This window comes from Phenylobacterium sp., assembly GCF_025351295.1.
Taxonomy (GTDB): domain Bacteria; phylum Pseudomonadota; class Alphaproteobacteria; order Caulobacterales; family Caulobacteraceae; genus Phenylobacterium.
The window spans coordinates 1-14,854 of the sequence record NZ_JANXWD010000136.1 but is presented as its reverse complement, the minus strand read 5'-3'; the positions used below and the strand labels follow the sequence as shown (position 1 = coordinate 14,854).

Below are 14,854 nucleotides of genomic sequence, written 5' to 3'. Positions count from 1 at the left end.
CCGAAGGGTGTAGAGGGTGCTGGCCTGGGCCTGGCCGGCCAGCAGCGGCGCGACGGCCGCCGCGACGACTGCGAGCGCCTCCAAGACGCGGAAATTCCTGGACATCGCGAGCCCCCATTTGCCTTGATCGCAGAGGTACGCCGATGATTTCAGCTGGCGCAACCGGATTCCCCGAACGGGAGCCAAAATCAACTCTCAGAAGACTCAGGACTCGGCTGACAAAGCAGGCGCCGGCGCGGTCCGAATATTCGGACCGCGACTTCACCACCTGTAGTCGACCAGCTCGCGGCTGCGTGAAGTCACGGCCTCTCCTGGCGCGGCTAGCAGTCCCGCCGGGGCCCTGGCGTTGCGAAGTCTGTATTCGACCTGCCGCACCAGCTGCGGTGCGCGATCCAGGGACAGCCGCGACGCCGATGCACGCGCGAGCAGCTTCGCCGCCTGCGCCCACCAGGCCCGGGCCTGACCCGCGTCGCGCAGGCCCTCATGGTCCCCGGCCAGCACGGCCGCCTCGGCCGCGATCCGGGCCAGCACCACATTGTCGGGCCGGGCGTCCGACAGCGCTCGCAGCCGCGTGGCCGTGGCCAGGGCCGGTCTGAGGCTGGCCTCCAGCCCGGCCGCCGAGTCCGCCCGCTGGGCGGCGATCTTAAGGCTGAGGGTCTCGGCCACGCCCAGCTCCTGGGTGAACAGGGAGGTGTCCTTGCTGGCCATCGCGCGCACCAGGTCCAGGGCGCGCGTGGCATAGCCCTGAGCGACACCGAGGTCGCCGGACTCCAGCGCCGTCTGGGCCAGCAGCAGCTGGGTGACGGCCGAGGCGCGGCGGTAGATGTTGTCGTCCGGCTCAGCCGCCACCAGCCGGTCACTGTCAGCCTTGGCCATCAGCATCAGCGGCATCGCCCGCGCGCGCTGTCCGCTGGCCAGCAGCAGGCGCGCGCTGGCCACGCGGTTGACGCACAGCGCCGCGATGGAGCCGGTGTCGCTCGGCGAGGCGGCGATCAGGCCGCCGATGATCCGGGCCTCCTCGGCGCGGGACGTCAGCGCCGCATCGACATGTCCGCGCAGCCCTTCGGCGGCGGCTACCCAGGCGTACATCTGCGCCAGGTCGGTCTGGCGCGAGGCGTCGGCGGGCGCCTTGCGCGCCAGCGCCGCGTTGATGGCCAGCGCTCGCTGGAACGACGCCGCGGCCTCGTCCGGCTGGCCGGCGTCCAGCTGCAGCGAACCCAGGTCCTGGTTCGCATAGGCGACCTCGGCCTGCCAGCTCTCCTTGCCGGGGTCGATCTGCACCAGGCGGTCGGCCAGCCGCCGATAGCTCTCGAACGCGTCGCGCGCGACGCCGTCCTGTCCGCGCCCCAGGGCGATGTAGCCCACCCAGAACACGCTCTGGGCGTGGTCGAAGATGCGCTCCGGGTCGTCCGGCCGCTGCCGCAGCAGCTCGGCGGTGGTGCGCGAGGCCTCCTGGAAGCGGGCCAGCGCCGCCGCCGGATCGCCCCGCCGGTCGCGCATCTCGCCCAGCATGTGCAGCACCCGCGCCCGCCGGCCCAGCGCCGTGGCCTCCACCCCGTGGGTCTTCTGGGCGTCGTAGTAGGCCAGGGCGCGCTGGCCCACGGCGTCCAGGGCGTCCAGCCGCCCGGCCGGCTCCAGCTTCTTGCGCAGGTCGCCGATCATGAACTCGACGAGCCCCTCCGCCTGGGCGCGCTGGGCCACCGCCTCGTCCCGCTCCCGCAGCGCGGTGACCGACAGCGCGGCGAACACCGCCGTCAGCATCACCGAGGCCGCGGTGATGGCGATCATCTGCCGCTGGCGCCGGCGCGCGTCGCGCTGGACAAGGTGGTCCAGGTCGACGTGCAGGATTCCCGAGATCAGCTTGAGCAGCGCCAGCCGACGTCCGTCGCCGACCTTGCGCAGGTCCGCCGCGATCGGCTCGGTGGGGGTCGTCCCGACCGTGCCGTCCGGCTCCAGCTGGAAGCGCAGCGCCCGGGGGAAGCACTCCTGGTCGGCGGACTCGGGGGTGTTGGATGCGTAGGGTTCGCCATCCACGATCACCGCCAGGACCCGGTCCTCCCCGTGCCGGCTCTTGAAGTAGCGGATCTCCTCTTCCACCCAAGGCGAGCGCGCCGAGCGCCGCGAGCAGATCACCACCAGACAGGCGGACTCCTGCAGCGCCGCGTGCAGCCGGTCGCCCAGATCGGTGGCCGCGCTCAGCTCCTCCCGGTCGCGGAACACCGGTCGCAGGTGTTTGGGTGTCGGCCCGTGCGGCGAGGCCTGTCCCACCAGCCGGGAGGGGACGGTGTAGCCCTCCAGGTGCCGATGCAGCCACTGCGTCCAGCGCACGTCGGCGTGGCTGTAGCTGAGGAACGCCCAGTACTTGTGCGCTCGCTCTGACATCCTCCCGGCGCCCCTCCGGCGGCGCCGGCCGCCCGAGCCGTCACCATAGCGCGGTTTGTCGAGGGGAGGAGTCCGCGTGTCGCCAGACGCCAGCCAGACCCTATCGCGTGCCCTTCGCCGCCGCGACGTCCGCCTGCCGGGCCGCGGACAGGATGCTGGGCAGGGAGTAGTTGCCTTCGTGGCAGGCGTATTCGTAGATCGGCCCCTCGGCCGGACGGAATACCATCTCGCCGCGCCAGGCGCGGGTGAACAGCGTCGGGTCCTCCACCTGGAACAGGTAGGTGATCTCGGTCGCGCCGGTGCGGGTGAACTGCTCGACCACGCGGCTGCGGTCCGACAGGCTGAGCTCGTCGCTGATCCGGGTTAGGCCCGGGCGGCGGTGCGTGGTCTCCACCACCAGGGTGCGGCCTTCCCAGCGCCCCACCGAGGCGCCCGGCCACTCCGCCGGCTCATGCGTCGCGGGGCCGGCGACGCCCAGCCGCACGATCCGCACGGCGTGGTTCTTCTCGGTATAGATCGCTACGTGATCGCGGGTCTGCACGATCTCGATCACATTGGCGTCGTGGGTGTTGACGATCGGGGCGCTGTCGCCGGTGCCGGTCAGGCAGCGCTCGTCGGTGTCGCGAGCCTCCACATTGTCGAAGTCGTCCGCCGGCTCCTTGTCGAGGTGCAGCCGCACGCGCGCCGCCGCGGTCCAGGGGATCTGTCCGTCGGGCGGATCGACGATCCAGGACGATCGGATCTCGCCTCGGATGCGGGCCAGGCCCGGACCCTGATCCGGGAACTCCGACTCGTTCTGGCCGAGCACGTCCTCCTTGCTGGCCACCTCCCCGTGCAGGGCCCGGCGCGGCGCCTCGTAGGCCGCGGCCTCGGCCGGCGTGACCACCAGGGCCTTGAACGCCTTGCGCCGCTCCAGGCTGGTGTACCAGGCGTTGGTCCAGACGCCGCTCAGGTCGTGCGGCGCCGGGCCCGCGCGCGCCGCGCCACCCGCGGCGAACCACGCGCCGACCGTCGCAAGCACCATCCGTCTGTCGATCATCAACACACCCCTGCGGCGACCAGCGGTACCCGTTTCGCGGCGCCGGTCAACGGCGGATCAGGGCCGCCCGGCCGCCGCCGCGGCGTCCGCCTGCCGCGCCGCCGACAGGACCGAGGCCACGGCGTAGTTCCCCTCGTGGCAGGCGTATTCGAACAGCTGCCCCTGTGCCGGCCGGAACACCAGCTCGCCCCGCCAGGGACGGGTGAACAGGTCGGCGTCCTCCACCCGGAAAGCGTACAGGATCTCGGCCGGGCCGGTGCGGGTCAGCCGCTCGATGACCCGGGTCGCCCCAGACTCGAACAGCCGCTGGCCGCGGCCGGTCACGCCGGGCCGCAGGCCCTCGGTCTCCACCACCAGGGTGTCGCCCTCCCAACGGCCGACCGAATCCCCCATCCACGACGGCGGCAGGTTCCTGGGCCGCGACCCGGCCGTCAGCCGCACGATGCGCACGTCGTGGTACTTCTCCGAAAGGATCGCCAGGGTGTCAGGCGTCTGCACGAACTTGAAGTAGTTGGTGTCCGGCCCCGGCAGCATCGGCGCTCCGGCGGCGAAGGAGGCCAGACAGCGCTCGTTATTCGACCGGTCTTCCGGGTTGTCGAACCGCTCCACCGGCGGCTTGTCCAGGCCGAGGCTGGCGATGGCGGCGGCGGTGTAGGGAATGCGCCCATCGGGCGGGTCGATGATCCAGGACGAACGGATCTCGCCGCGAATCCGCGCCAGCCGGTCGCCCCGCTCGGTGAATTCCGACTCCGCCTGGCCTACGTCCCCAGGCTTCGACGGCGGCATGCCGTTCAGGGCCCGGCGCGGCGCCTCATAGGCCTCGGCCTCGGCCGGCGTCAGCACCAGATGACTGAGCTCCTTCGGCCGCTCGAGCTCGGTGTAGGCCGAATGGGTCCACAGCCCGTCGAGGGCGCGGGCCGCGGGTCGATCGCCCGGTCGCGCGTGAGCCATGCCGGCCCAACCCGCCGCCAGCGCCACCAGCATCTGCCGCCTGCCGATCATGCTCACCCCCTGGCGCGCGATAGTGCCCGGCGTCGCTCCGGGCGCCAGCCCCGCGCGCTGGCCGGCCCTCCATTTCGCGGTGAATGCCTCCTGAACACACCGTCCCCAGGCCGTTCAGGCCCGCCGCCCTACCTTGGCGCTCAGTCCTTCAGAGGAGAACGTCATGAAGAAGATCATCCTTGGCCTGGCCGCCGCCGCCGCGACCTTCGCCGCCGGCGCCGCGATGGCCCAACCCTATGGCTATCAGGCCCAGCCCTACGGCTATCAGACCCAGCGCGGCGGCTACGACGACGGCTACAACCGCGGCGGCGATGTCTACGGCTACGGCTATGGCTACGACCGCGCCCGCGACAGCGACCGGGACGGCATCCCGGATCGCGCGGAATGGAACCAGGACCGCGACCACGACGGCCGTCCCGACCAGTGGGACCGCCACGACAACCGCCGCGACCACCAGTGGCGCCATCACCAACACGACCATCGCGACTGGCGTTACGATCGCTACGATCGTTACGACCGCTAAGGCGGATCAGTCGGCGGCGCGGGCCGGGGCGAGCTCGACATGGGTGCGCGCCTGGACAGCCTTCAGGTAGCGGACGATGGCGACCACCTCATTGGGCTCGAAGCGGAACTCGGGCATGGCCGGATGGCCGGTCAGGATGCCCTGCGCCAACCCCGCGCCCAGCTTGTCGATGTCCATCCGCCGGTTCAGCTGGCGGAACGGCGGCGCCTGGGGATTGGCGCTGAGTCCGGTCTTGCCGATGGCGTGGCACATGCCGCAGTTGCGCGCCGCCAGCGCCCGGCCCAGCGCGATGGACTCGGCCGGCGTCGGTTCCGGCAGCGTCGCCGCGGCCGGGCCGGCTAGGAGGGCGGCGGCCAGGGCGAGGGCGCCGGCCAGGGGTGTCGCGACCTTCATGGTCCAGTCTCCGCAGTGCGCCGTATTGAGGCGGCCACCATGGGCCCCCAGCGGGGGATCGCCTTGACCTCGGTCAACCCGCTGGCGGACGTTGTCAGGCCGGGATCAGCGGGACCGGCTCGGGGCTGCGGACCGCCAGCCGCGGGCGGGTGCCCAGCGCCATCAGCCGCGCCAGGCCTTCGCCGGCCGGCGCCGTCGCGACCCGGTCGAACACCGCCAGATAGGCTTGCGCGATCGCCTCGATCCGGTAGCCGTCCACCGCCGCCGCCAGCGCCGCCACATCGGGGGCCGGGGCGGCGAGCTCGGCGCCGAGCGCGTTCGCCAGCGCCTGGGCGTCGCCCACCGGCGTGACCGCCCCGCAGCCGGTCCGGGCGATCAACTCGTGGGTCGCCGGCGTGCAGTCGGTGCTGACCACCGGCCGCCCGGCCGCCAGGGCCTCGATCACCACGGCGCCATAGCCTTCCCAGCGCGACGACAGCAGAAACACCCGCGCCCGGTCCAGCCAGGGCCGGATGTCCGGCACGAAGCCCGGCATCTCGACCCGGTCCGCCACCCCGAGCCGCCGCGCCGTCCGCGCCAGCTCGGCCCGCAGCGGGCCTTCGCCCAGGATCACCAGCCGGGCGGTCCGCTGCGGCAACAGGGCGAAGGCCCGAAGGGCCAGGTCGAAGTCCTTCTGCGGCGCCAGCCGCCCGGCCGCGAGGATGGTCTGGCCCCCCGGCGGCAGCGGGCACGGCGGCGGCAGGCCGGCGGCCAGGGCCGGCAGCGGCAGGACGGTCGTGATCCGCCGGCCCAGGACCCCATCAGCCTCTCGCGCCCCCTCGTCCGACAGCGCCACGGCGGCGGCCACATGGCGCATGGTCCTGCGCAGCCGGGCGTCGAACAGCGCCTGGCGCAGCGGCCCGCGGTCCAGCCGGCGCAGCGGCGAGCTGATCTGGGCCACCACCGGCGGCGCCTTGGGCCCGAACCGCGCGAGGAACGGGGCGATCGTCGGCCAGTGGAAGTTGCCGGGTACGAACAGCACGTCCGGGGCCGAGGCGGCGAAGGCGTCGGCCACCGCCTGGCCCAGCCGCCGCCGCGACCCGGGGCCGCGCGGAATGGCGGGCCGCGGCTCCAGCACCGTGACCTGCGGGCTCACCAGCGCGCGCTGCGGCCCTTCGGCCGAGCCGCAGATGAGGGTCACCCGCCGGCCCATGGCGGCCCACTGGTTGGCCAGCCGGATCGCGACCCGCTCCGTGCCGCCGGTCGAGAAGTCGTGAAGCACAAGGCCCACCGAGGGGCCGGAGTCACCTTCGGCGCGCGCCGCAAGGCCGATCGTCCTGGAATACATCCCGCTCCAACACGCTGCCGGTCCGGGTTTCCCCGGGCCGTTCACCCCACTGGAACGACGCCACGGTCGGGAAACAGCCTCAGGGCGGCGGCCGGCTCAATGCCCCCGGCGCGGCAGTACATGCAGCGCCCCGGCGATCGCCCCGCCCACCACCAGCCCGACCACGGCCGAGCCCGCGGCGAACACCGCCCAGGCCGCGAGGCCGCCCACGCCCGGCGCCTGGCCGGCCCAGGCCGAGGCGGCGTTCAGCCAGCCGGGCATGGGCGTCAGGCCGAAGTGCTCCAGGCCGTGCACCAGGATGCCGCCACCGACCCACAGCATGGCGGCGGTTCCGACCTGGGTGAGGGCGTCCATCACGATCGGCATGCCGCGCACCAGCCCGGCGCCCACCGCCTGCAGGACCCGCGAGCCGCGCCGCGCGAGGTTCAGGCCGATGTCGTCCATCTTCACGATCAGGCCGACCACGCCATAGACGCCGACCGTCAGGGCGAAGCCCACCACCGCCAGGGCGGCGGCCTGCAGCGCCAGCGGCTGGGTCTCCACGCTGCCCAGCGCGATGGCCATGATCTCGGCCGACAGGATCAGGTCGGTCCGCACGGCGCCCGCCACCTTCACCGTCTCCAGCTCCGCCGAGCTCAGGGCCAGCTCCTCGGGCGCGTCGCCGGTGTCCTCGCCGTGCAAGGCTTCCAGGATCTTCTCTGTGGCCTCGTAGGCCAGGTACGCGCCGCCCAGCATCAGGATCGGCGTGATTGCCCAGGCCGCGAAGGCGCTCAGCAGCAGCGCGCCCGGCAGCAGGAACAGGAACTTGTTCCGCAGACTGCCCATGGCGATCTTGAACACGATCGGCAGCTCGCGGTCGGGCGTGAAGCCCATGGCGTAGCCCGGGGTGACGGCCGTGTCGTCCACCACCACGCCGGCGGCCTTCACCCCCGCCTTGCCGGCGGCGCCTGCGATGTCGTCCAGGGATGCGGCTGCCAGCTTGGCGATGCCGGCGACGTCGTCCAGCAGGGCGACCAGTCCGAACGACATCGGGCGGCGTCTCGTCTTCGACCGGCCGCGCAGGGCCCAGGAGCGGTCTGCGTACGGCCCCTGGCCAGGTCGGTAAAGGGCGGCGAGGCCGCGTGCGGCCATGGCGTGTCGGCCTGGCGCTCCACAACCCCCAGCTTTGCCATAGCCCGCTGGTCAAACGACGGTCAGTATGCGAGGCGAGCGGCCGGGGCTGTTGGCGTTCGTCGGGTGTCGGCGTCGCGGCGTTGGGTGCACGGAGGGCCGATGTCAGAGCAAGAGGCGGTCGCCGGCGCGAGCGCGGCGCTGGCCCGGGGCGATCTGCTGGCGGCCTACGACCTGGCGCAGCGCCGGGCCGACGCCGAGAGCCCGACACTCGACTACCTCAAGGTGCTCATCCTGGCCCGGCTGGGCGACACCGATCGCGCGCTGCAGCTCTACGATGTCTATGGCCTGGGCCAGCGGGAGGACGTCGACGCCCTGGCCCTGAAGGCGCGGCTGCTGAAGGACAAGGGCTTCGGGGCCGGCGAGCCGAGCGTGCCGATCCTGCTCGAGGCCTGCAAACTCTATACCTCGGTGTACCGGCGCACCCGCGACGCCTATCCGGCCATCAACGCCGCGACCCTGGCGTGGATCGCCGGGCGCAAGGCGCTGGCCCAGCTGCTCGCCCGCGTCACCGTCCGCCGGACCCAGGCCGAGATCGACCCCGGCTACTATGGGTGGGCGACGCTCGCCGAGGCTCTGTTGGTGCTGGGCGACATGGCCGGCGCCGCGACCGCGCTGGGCGCCGCGATGGCGGCGCCCGACGCCGATGCGGGCAAGCGCTCGACCACGGTGTTGCAGCTGCAGCGGCTGGCCCGCAGCCTGGGCGGCGGCGCGCAGGTGGAGGCGCTGCTGGCGCAGATCCGCCCGCCGCGGGTGGCGACCTACTGCGGCCACATCTTCACCGGCGGGGTGGACCTGGAGCGGCGGCTGGGGGCCAGTATCCGGGCGGCGATCGAGACCGAGCAGGTCGGCTTCGCCTATGGCTCGCTGGCGGCCGGCGCCGACATCGTGATCGCCGAGCAACTGCTGGCCCACGGCGTGGAGCTGCATGTGGTGCTGCCGGTCACCGAGCCCGATTTCATCAAGCAGTCGGTCACCCCGGCGGGCGAGGGGTGGCTGGCCCGCTACACCGCCTGCCGCAAGGCCGCGGCCTCGCTGACGCTGGCCAGCAACATGAGCCACGTCGGCGGCCAGGGTCAGTTCGCCTATGCGTCCAAGGTCGCCATGGGCATGGCGCGGCTGCGGGCGCGGCATCTGAACGGCGACGCCGTGCAACTGGCGATCGCCGAGGAAGCCGCCGGGAGCGGCACGGTGACCCGCTCCGACATCCGGTCGTGGCGCGAGACCGGCGGCCGCTCGGTGGTGATCGAGACCGAGCCGCTCGAACGGCCGCCCCGGCCGCAGGCCCCGGCCGAGCCCGAGGCCATCCGTCATACCCATGGCCTGATGTTCACCGACTTCCCCGGCTATGCGCGGCTGGAGGAGCGGGTGCTGCCGATCTTCTGGCGCGAGGTGATGGGCCGCGCCGCCCAGACGCTGAGGGCCCACGGCGACAACATCCTGCACAGCAACACCTGGGGCGACGCGCTCTATGTGGTGTTCGCCGACGTGCTCTCGGGGACCAAGGCGGCGCTCGAACTGTGCGAGTGCTTCAAGGAGGTGGACGCCGGGGCGCTGGGCCTGCGCGGCGGCGCCACCATGCGTATCGCCCTGCACTATGGGCCGACCTATTCCGGCCTCGACCCGGTTACCGGGCGGACCACCTACTACGGCTCGGAGGTCGCCCGGGCCGCGCGCATCGAGCCGGTCACCCCGCCCGGCAGCGTCTATGTCACCGAACCCTTCGCCGCGATCCTGGAAATGGAGCCGGGACACAGCTTCGTCTGCAACTATGTGGGCAAGGTGGAACTGCCGAAGGGGTACGGGATCTACCCGCTGTACCACCTGAAGGCGGCGTAGGTGTCTGGTCTCGGAGGCGCAATGACTCGAAGTCCCGAGAGTCCTCACTCCCGTTGCTCGTCATCCCCGGCCGTGTGCCGGGGATCCATGCCTCAGCTTGCGCGATTCCGTGCGGCAGGCCGCGCGGCGCGGCCTGCTCCCGCGACTGGGCCGGCGGGACGATGGATCTCCGGCACAAGGCCGGGGATGACGGGCGAGGGGTGAGGATCGACCGGGGCTGACCCAGCATCGGTTCATCCGCGGTTCAGCGCGGACCCCACATATTGTCATCACCGACGGCCGCCGCGCTCTCCCGTCCCTCGATAGCGGCGACCGAAGGCAAACACGACACGCAACCTAGGGCGGCGCGTCACCTTGCGGTGGCGCGCCGTTCCGGTTTCTACGGGTCTAGGCGATGGAGAGGCCGCGGCGACGGCGGATCAGGCTGCCCACACCGCCGAAACCAAGGATCATCAGAGCCCAGGACGCCGGCTCGGGCACGCCGCCGGCCGCAGGGGCCAGGTTCGACGACACGCTGATGATGTCGAACGAGTAGCTGCCCGGGTAGGCGAAGCTGACGCTGGTGATCGGCGCATCGGACAGGAATCCGATGAACTGCGCCGTGTCGGTCGGCGTGATCACGAAGCTGTCGCCGGTGCTGAGCGTCAGGGTCGCCAGGGATCCGATGTTCACATAAGACCCGAAGTTGAACCCGAACGCGGTAACGCCCGCGCTGGCGATGCTGCCTGACATCCCGACGTCCGTGTTCTGGAACGCCAGGAAGTCCTTGCCGTAGTTCATGGTCGCGGCGGAATCGATCACGAAGATGATCGGCGATCCGCCATCGGCCACATTGGCCGGGGTCACGTCGTTCTTGAACGTGAAGCCGTTGAACGTCACCGGATTCGACTCGACGTCGAAGCCCGGCGGCGTCCCGCTCAGCGATGTGAACCCGAAGGTCGTGAGGCCCGATGCGGCGGCGTCGAACGCCGCCTCGGAGTTGTACTGCACGACGGCCGCGGTGGCGGGCGACGCCATCGCGATGACGCCAGCGGCGGCCACGCCCAGAATCAGGGCGTGAAAATTCAGTCTAAGATACAAATGCATACAGTTCCCCGGCGCACTAGTGCAGCTGTGCGGGCCGCATGGATACGTGTCGGATTAACGATAGGGGCGCCGCCTGCGGGCGAGCAAGTCCCTTCCCCCTCAAGGGGAATTCGCGGGATCACGCCTCCGCGCTGACCGGGCCGGCAGGTTGGGCGGCTCCCCGCTCAGTGCTGGTGCTCGCCGCGACCGCACATCCGGTGCGAGACCCCGTCCATCCACATGATCTGGACGCCGGGACTCCAGGTCAGGGTGCGGCGGCCGTCGGTCCAGGTGAGCTTGGCCGGCCCGCCGGTCCAGGCTTCGACGGGCAGGGCGTGGGGGCCGTCGCCGGCGTCGACGATGGCCACAAAGCGGGCGTCGCGGGTGGCGAACTGGGCGGTCAGGTTGCCCCCGTCCTGGCACTTGAAAGTGGTGTGCGCCGGGGTCGCCGTCGCCTGCACCGCGGCGGCCTCGCGCCGTTCGGGCCGCGACACCGACCGCGCGGGCGAGACCGCGGTTGCGACCGCCACCAGCAGGACGGCCGTTCCGAGTGTCGCCATTCTGCAAGCCCCCAGGCGGCGGATGATGGCGCACGCTCTGCGGTTTCGGCGGGCCGGTCAACGCGCCGGCCCTTGCGGTCGGTGTCACAACACAAGTGATCGTTGTTCATATGACTTGAGTTGTCCCGGCTCCTGGGCTCTGCTCAGGCCAGCAAACGCCGGGAGGGCGCCATGAGCCTCGACACTTCGGACCGCGCCAGGGCCGCCGCCGCGCCGGCCCTGGACTTCGACCCGGATGCCCTGCGCGCCCGGTACCGGGCCGAGCGGGACCGGCGGCTGCGGCCCGACGCCAATGCGCAGTATGTCGAGGTCGCCCAGGACTTCCGCCACTACATCGACGACCCCTATGTCGACCCGGGCTTCACCCGCGCGCCGCTGACCGACGAGGTCGACGTGCTGATCGTGGGCGGCGGGTTCGGCGGCCTGCTGGCCGGCGCCCGGCTGCGCGAGGCTGGGGTGAAGGATATCCGTATCCTGGAGAAGGGCGGCGACTTCGGCGGCACCTGGTACTGGAACCGCTATCCCGGCGCCCAGTGCGATATCGAGAGCTATATCTACCTGCCGCTGCTGGAAGAGACCGGCTTCATCCCCAAAGAGAAGTACAGCTTCGCCGCCGAAATCCGCGCCCATGCGCGCCGGATCGGCGAGACCTTCGACCTCTATGGCGCCGCCTGCTTCCAGACCGAGATCGAGGAGATGCGCTGGCTGGAGGACGAAAAGCGCTGGCTGATCACCACCAACCGCAACGACCGCATGAAGGCGCGCTATGTGGTGACCTCCAGCGGGCCGCTGAACCGGCCGAAGCTGCCGGGTATCCCGGGGATCGAGACCTTCAGGGGCCACAGCTTCCACACCAGCCGCTGGGACTATGCCTATACGGGCGGCTCGTCCGAAGGCGGCCTGGACAAACTGGCCGACAAGCGCGTGGCGATCATCGGCACCGGCGCGACGGCGATCCAGTGCGTGCCGCACCTGGGGCGGCACGCCAGGCAGCTCTATGTGTTCCAGCGCACGCCCTCCTCGGTCGACGTACGCGGCAACCGGCCCACCGATCCGGAATGGGTGAAGACCCTGACGCCGGGCTGGCAGAAGCGGCGGATGGAGAATTTCAACACCCTGGTGGCCGGCGGTCAGCAGGACGAGGACCTGGTCAGCGACGGCTGGACCGACATCATCCGCAACCTGGGCGCCGCCGTCGTCGCCCGGGCGAAGGCCGGCGGCAGTCTCACGCCCGAGGAACTGGGCCGCGAGATGGAGCTCAGCGACTTCCGCAAGATGAACCAGGTCCGGGCGAGGGTGGACGCCCTGGTCCAGGACCCGGCCACCGCCGAGCAGCTGAAGCCCTGGTATCGCCAGTTCTGCAAACGGCCGACCTTCAACGACGACTACCTGCCGACCTTCAACCGGCCGAACGTGACCCTGGTGGATACCCTGGGCCGTGGCGTGGATCGGGTGACCGAGACCGGGCTGGTATTCGACGGCGTCGAATATCCGGTCGACTGCATCATCTTCGCCACCGGCTTCGAGGTCGGCACCGCCTACACCCGGCGCGCCGGCTTCGAGGTCCATGGCAAGGACGGCCGCACCCTGACCGACCACTGGGCTTCGGGCCTGAAGACCCTGCACGGGTTCTACAGCCACGGTTTCCCCAACTGCTTCCACCTGGGGATCACCCAGAACACGCTGACGCCGAACTTCCCGCACATGCTGGAGGAACAGGCGCGCCACGTGGCCGAGGTCGTGCGCCAGGCGGGGCTGCGCCAGGCCCAGGTGGTGGAGCCGACCTCCGAGGCCGAGGCCGAATGGGGCGACACCATCAAGCGCAATGCGCTCGACAGCCTGGCCTTCCGGCAGGCCTGCACGCCCGGCTACTACAACGGCGAGGGCAAGGCCGGTGAGGGCGCCGGTCTCTTCGACGGCCTCTATGGCCCCGGCTCCGACGCCTTCTTCGCCCTGGCCCGGGCCTGGCGCGAGGACGGCAAGCTGGACGGCCTGGCGGTCGGCTGAGCTACTTCGCCGACCGGGCCTGGGCCGCGATCTCCAGGTCCCGGATCCGGTCGTCGTAGGCGCCGGCCAGGAGGTCGCGATCCGAAACGTTGGCGTGCGCGCGGCGCCAGGCGGTCTGGGTCCGTTCCAGCGTGGTGGGATCGGCGACCGCCTGCGCGGCCCGGTCGTAGGCGGCGATCAGCTGGCGGTCCTTGGCGGCGATGCTGGGATAGCCGCAGACCAGCCGCTCCACGGCCGTGGGCAGCGCCAGGCAGGGATTGGCGGCCCTGGTCGCCGCGAATGGGGTCGCCGCGAACGGGGTCGCCGCGAACGGGGTCGTGACGACGGCGCTGGCTTCGTCCTTCGGTGGCGGCGCCAGGATCGGCGCGGCGCGCGCCACCATCATGCGGGCCGGGGCGACGTCGGCCGCGGCGCCGGTCCCGCCGATCTCCGGCAGGCTGAGGCCCCAGCCCAGGCCGATGGCCACCATCGCCGCGCCGGCCGCCAGCAGGCCCATCGCCGGGCCCGGCCGCCGCCTGAGCGGAGTCGACAGCAGGAGCGCGGGCTCATCCTCGGGCAGCGGGTCGCGCTCGAACTGCAGCCGGCCCGGCGCCCACTGCGGCGCCCGCGTTGGCCGTAACGCCAGCTCGGCGACCAGCTTCGCCTCCAGGACGTGCTGCTTGCGGCCGCGGGCGACCTCAAGAAGTCGCCTCAACTCCGGCCCCCCCAGCGCGGAGAGTTCGATCTGCAGCATGACGCCCCACGATATCCGTGCCGCGGCGGACCCGTCCCCCGACGCACACCCCTGGCGAAACCTACAACGCGCACCTGGCCCGACACCAGCCCGTCGCCGCGCCAGGCCCGCCCAAATTTGCCGTTCGCCGGCGCGGCGCTATCGCATAACGTGTTCGTCAGTGCGTAGAACTCAGGGGGGTGGGTCATGAGTACGATCACATTCGCCGAGATCTATGCCGGGCTGCAGTACACGGACCATGAGCGGTGGTCGGGCACGAGCGTCACCTTCAGCATCCCCACCCTCAGCAGCGTCTGGTCGCCCGGCTCCTACGGCCCGACGGACGAGCCGTAAAATGCGGTCTACGGCGTGCTCGATTCCGGGCAGCGCGCCGCGTTCGTCTCCGCCGTCGACGCGTGGGCCCGGCTGATCGATTTCAAGGTCGTCCAGGTTGCCGATGACGGCGAGTACTGGAGCACCCTGTTCCCGGCCTACGACTCCTCGTGGAGTGAACGCCCGGACAGAGACACGGAAATAGGGGACAGTTCTCGATCTAGGAGAACCGATGTCCCAGGAGAAGCGGAGAAGTTTGAGCCGCGAGTTCAAGCTGGCGGTGATTGAGCGGCTGGAGGCGGGCGAGAGCGGCAGCGCGCTGGCGCTGGAGGTGGGCGTCAAGCGCACGATCATCTACCGATGGCGGGACGCCTGGCGCGTGGGCGGAGCGTTGGCGCTGCGCTCGCAGCGCGGTCGGCCGCCGAAGCTGGAAGCCCAGGAGATGGCCGATGCGCGGGGGGTGGCGGCCAGGGCCGGGGACCTGAGGGAGGCGCGCCGCCAG

Annotated in this window: 14 protein-coding genes; 5 read left to right on the top strand and 9 right to left on the bottom strand. The window is 71.5% G+C overall.

Annotated elements, in window-relative coordinates; genetic code table 11:
• Positions 1–261: 261 nt before the first annotated feature.
• The 3 genes from Q0R13_RS18875 to Q0R13_RS18865 all read right to left on the bottom strand — a co-directional run bounded on the left by Q0R13_RS18875 (position 262) and on the right by Q0R13_RS18865 (position 4,423).
• Positions 262–2,382 (bottom strand): toll/interleukin-1 receptor domain-containing protein, encoded by a 2,121-nt coding sequence (locus Q0R13_RS18875; RefSeq protein WP_293906858.1) that lies wholly within the window; start codon positions 2,380–2,382, stop codon positions 262–264.
• 100 nt (positions 2,383–2,482) lie between these two features.
• A complete protein-coding gene (locus Q0R13_RS18870) occupies positions 2,483–3,421 on the bottom strand; it encodes a hypothetical protein (protein ID WP_293906856.1) in 939 nt (312 codons plus the stop codon).
• 57 nt (positions 3,422–3,478) lie between these two features.
• The gene (locus Q0R13_RS18865) at positions 3,479–4,423 is read right to left on the bottom strand and encodes a hypothetical protein (protein WP_293906854.1); all 945 of its coding nucleotides are present in this window, start codon (positions 4,421–4,423) and stop codon (positions 3,479–3,481) included.
• A gap of 163 nt (positions 4,424–4,586) precedes the next feature.
• On the opposite strand from Q0R13_RS18865, the gene Q0R13_RS18860 reads away from it, so the two are divergent.
• Complete coding sequence (locus Q0R13_RS18860) at positions 4,587–4,946, top strand: hypothetical protein (protein WP_293906852.1); 360 nt, start codon at positions 4,587–4,589, stop codon at positions 4,944–4,946.
• Between the two features lie 6 nt (positions 4,947–4,952).
• On the opposite strand, the gene Q0R13_RS18855 is transcribed toward Q0R13_RS18860, so the two are convergent.
• The 3 genes from Q0R13_RS18855 to Q0R13_RS18845 form a co-directional block, all read right to left on the bottom strand.
• On the bottom strand, positions 4,953–5,339 hold the full coding sequence (locus tag Q0R13_RS18855) for a cytochrome c (protein WP_293906849.1): 387 nt from the start codon (positions 5,337–5,339) through the stop codon (positions 4,953–4,955).
• A 94-nt stretch (positions 5,340–5,433) separates the two neighbouring features.
• Positions 5,434–6,666: a glycosyltransferase gene (locus Q0R13_RS18850; RefSeq protein ID WP_293906847.1), complete on the bottom strand. Its 1,233-nt coding sequence runs from the start codon at positions 6,664–6,666 to the stop codon at positions 5,434–5,436.
• 96 nt (positions 6,667–6,762) lie between these two features.
• Positions 6,763–7,695 carry a DUF808 domain-containing protein gene (locus Q0R13_RS18845; RefSeq protein WP_293906845.1) on the bottom strand — a complete coding sequence of 311 codons (933 nt, stop codon included), beginning with the start codon at positions 7,693–7,695 and terminating at the stop codon, positions 6,763–6,765.
• 243 nt (positions 7,696–7,938) lie between these two features.
• Between Q0R13_RS18845 and Q0R13_RS18840 the strand changes: the two genes are divergently transcribed.
• Positions 7,939–9,675 (top strand): adenylate/guanylate cyclase domain-containing protein, encoded by a 1,737-nt coding sequence (locus Q0R13_RS18840; RefSeq protein WP_293906843.1) that lies wholly within the window; start codon positions 7,939–7,941, stop codon positions 9,673–9,675.
• Positions 9,676–10,062: 387 nt separating this feature from the next.
• On the opposite strand, the gene Q0R13_RS18835 is transcribed toward Q0R13_RS18840, so the two are convergent.
• Both Q0R13_RS18835 and Q0R13_RS18830 read right to left on the bottom strand, forming a co-directional pair.
• A complete protein-coding gene (locus Q0R13_RS18835; protein ID WP_293906841.1) occupies positions 10,063–10,761 on the bottom strand; it encodes a PEPxxWA-CTERM sorting domain-containing protein in 699 nt (232 codons plus the stop codon).
• 164 nt (positions 10,762–10,925) lie between these two features.
• Entirely contained in the window at positions 10,926–11,300 is a 375-nt protein-coding gene (locus tag Q0R13_RS18830; protein WP_293906839.1) for a hypothetical protein, read from the bottom strand.
• Positions 11,301–11,471: 171 nt separating this feature from the next.
• Between Q0R13_RS18830 and Q0R13_RS18825 the strand changes: the two genes are divergently transcribed.
• Positions 11,472–13,307: an NAD(P)/FAD-dependent oxidoreductase gene (locus Q0R13_RS18825; RefSeq protein WP_293906838.1), complete on the top strand. Its 1,836-nt coding sequence runs from the start codon at positions 11,472–11,474 to the stop codon at positions 13,305–13,307.
• A gap of 1 nt (position 13,308) precedes the next feature.
• Here the strand turns inward: Q0R13_RS18825 and Q0R13_RS18820 are convergent, their stop codons facing one another.
• Positions 13,309–14,040: a hypothetical protein gene (locus Q0R13_RS18820; protein WP_293906836.1), complete on the bottom strand. Its 732-nt coding sequence runs from the start codon at positions 14,038–14,040 to the stop codon at positions 13,309–13,311.
• A 186-nt stretch (positions 14,041–14,226) separates the two neighbouring features.
• On the opposite strand from Q0R13_RS18820, the gene Q0R13_RS18815 reads away from it, so the two are divergent.
• Together Q0R13_RS18815 and Q0R13_RS18810 are read left to right on the top strand one after the other, a co-directional pair.
• On the top strand, positions 14,227–14,373 hold the full coding sequence (locus tag Q0R13_RS18815) for a hypothetical protein (RefSeq protein ID WP_293906834.1): 147 nt from the start codon (positions 14,227–14,229) through the stop codon (positions 14,371–14,373).
• Between the two features lie 211 nt (positions 14,374–14,584).
• Positions 14,585–14,854 (top strand): helix-turn-helix domain-containing protein (locus Q0R13_RS18810; protein ID WP_293906832.1); only part of this gene is annotated, 270 nt, incomplete at its 3' end.

Coding starts and splice junctions, on each gene's coding strand:
- Q0R13_RS18875 (WP_293906858.1), bottom strand. CDS start 2,382: ATGTCAGAGCGAGCGCACAAGTACTGGGCGTTCCTCAGCTACAGCCAC.
- Q0R13_RS18870 (WP_293906856.1), bottom strand. CDS start 3,421: ATGATCGACAGACGGATGGTGCTTGCGACGGTCGGCGCGTGGTTCGCC.
- Q0R13_RS18865 (WP_293906854.1), bottom strand. CDS start 4,423: ATGATCGGCAGGCGGCAGATGCTGGTGGCGCTGGCGGCGGGTTGGGCC.
- Q0R13_RS18860 (WP_293906852.1), top strand. CDS start 4,587: ATGAAGAAGATCATCCTTGGCCTGGCCGCCGCCGCCGCGACCTTCGCC.
- Q0R13_RS18855 (WP_293906849.1), bottom strand. CDS start 5,339: ATGAAGGTCGCGACACCCCTGGCCGGCGCCCTCGCCCTGGCCGCCGCC.
- Q0R13_RS18850 (WP_293906847.1), bottom strand. CDS start 6,666: ATGTATTCCAGGACGATCGGCCTTGCGGCGCGCGCCGAAGGTGACTCC.
- Q0R13_RS18845 (WP_293906845.1), bottom strand. CDS start 7,695: ATGTCGTTCGGACTGGTCGCCCTGCTGGACGACGTCGCCGGCATCGCC.
- Q0R13_RS18840 (WP_293906843.1), top strand. CDS start 7,939: ATGTCAGAGCAAGAGGCGGTCGCCGGCGCGAGCGCGGCGCTGGCCCGG.
- Q0R13_RS18835 (WP_293906841.1), bottom strand. CDS start 10,761: ATGCATTTGTATCTTAGACTGAATTTTCACGCCCTGATTCTGGGCGTG.
- Q0R13_RS18830 (WP_293906839.1), bottom strand. CDS start 11,300: ATGGCGACACTCGGAACGGCCGTCCTGCTGGTGGCGGTCGCAACCGCG.
- Q0R13_RS18825 (WP_293906838.1), top strand. CDS start 11,472: ATGAGCCTCGACACTTCGGACCGCGCCAGGGCCGCCGCCGCGCCGGCC.
- Q0R13_RS18820 (WP_293906836.1), bottom strand. CDS start 14,040: ATGCTGCAGATCGAACTCTCCGCGCTGGGGGGGCCGGAGTTGAGGCGA.
- Q0R13_RS18815 (WP_293906834.1), top strand. CDS start 14,227: ATGAGTACGATCACATTCGCCGAGATCTATGCCGGGCTGCAGTACACG.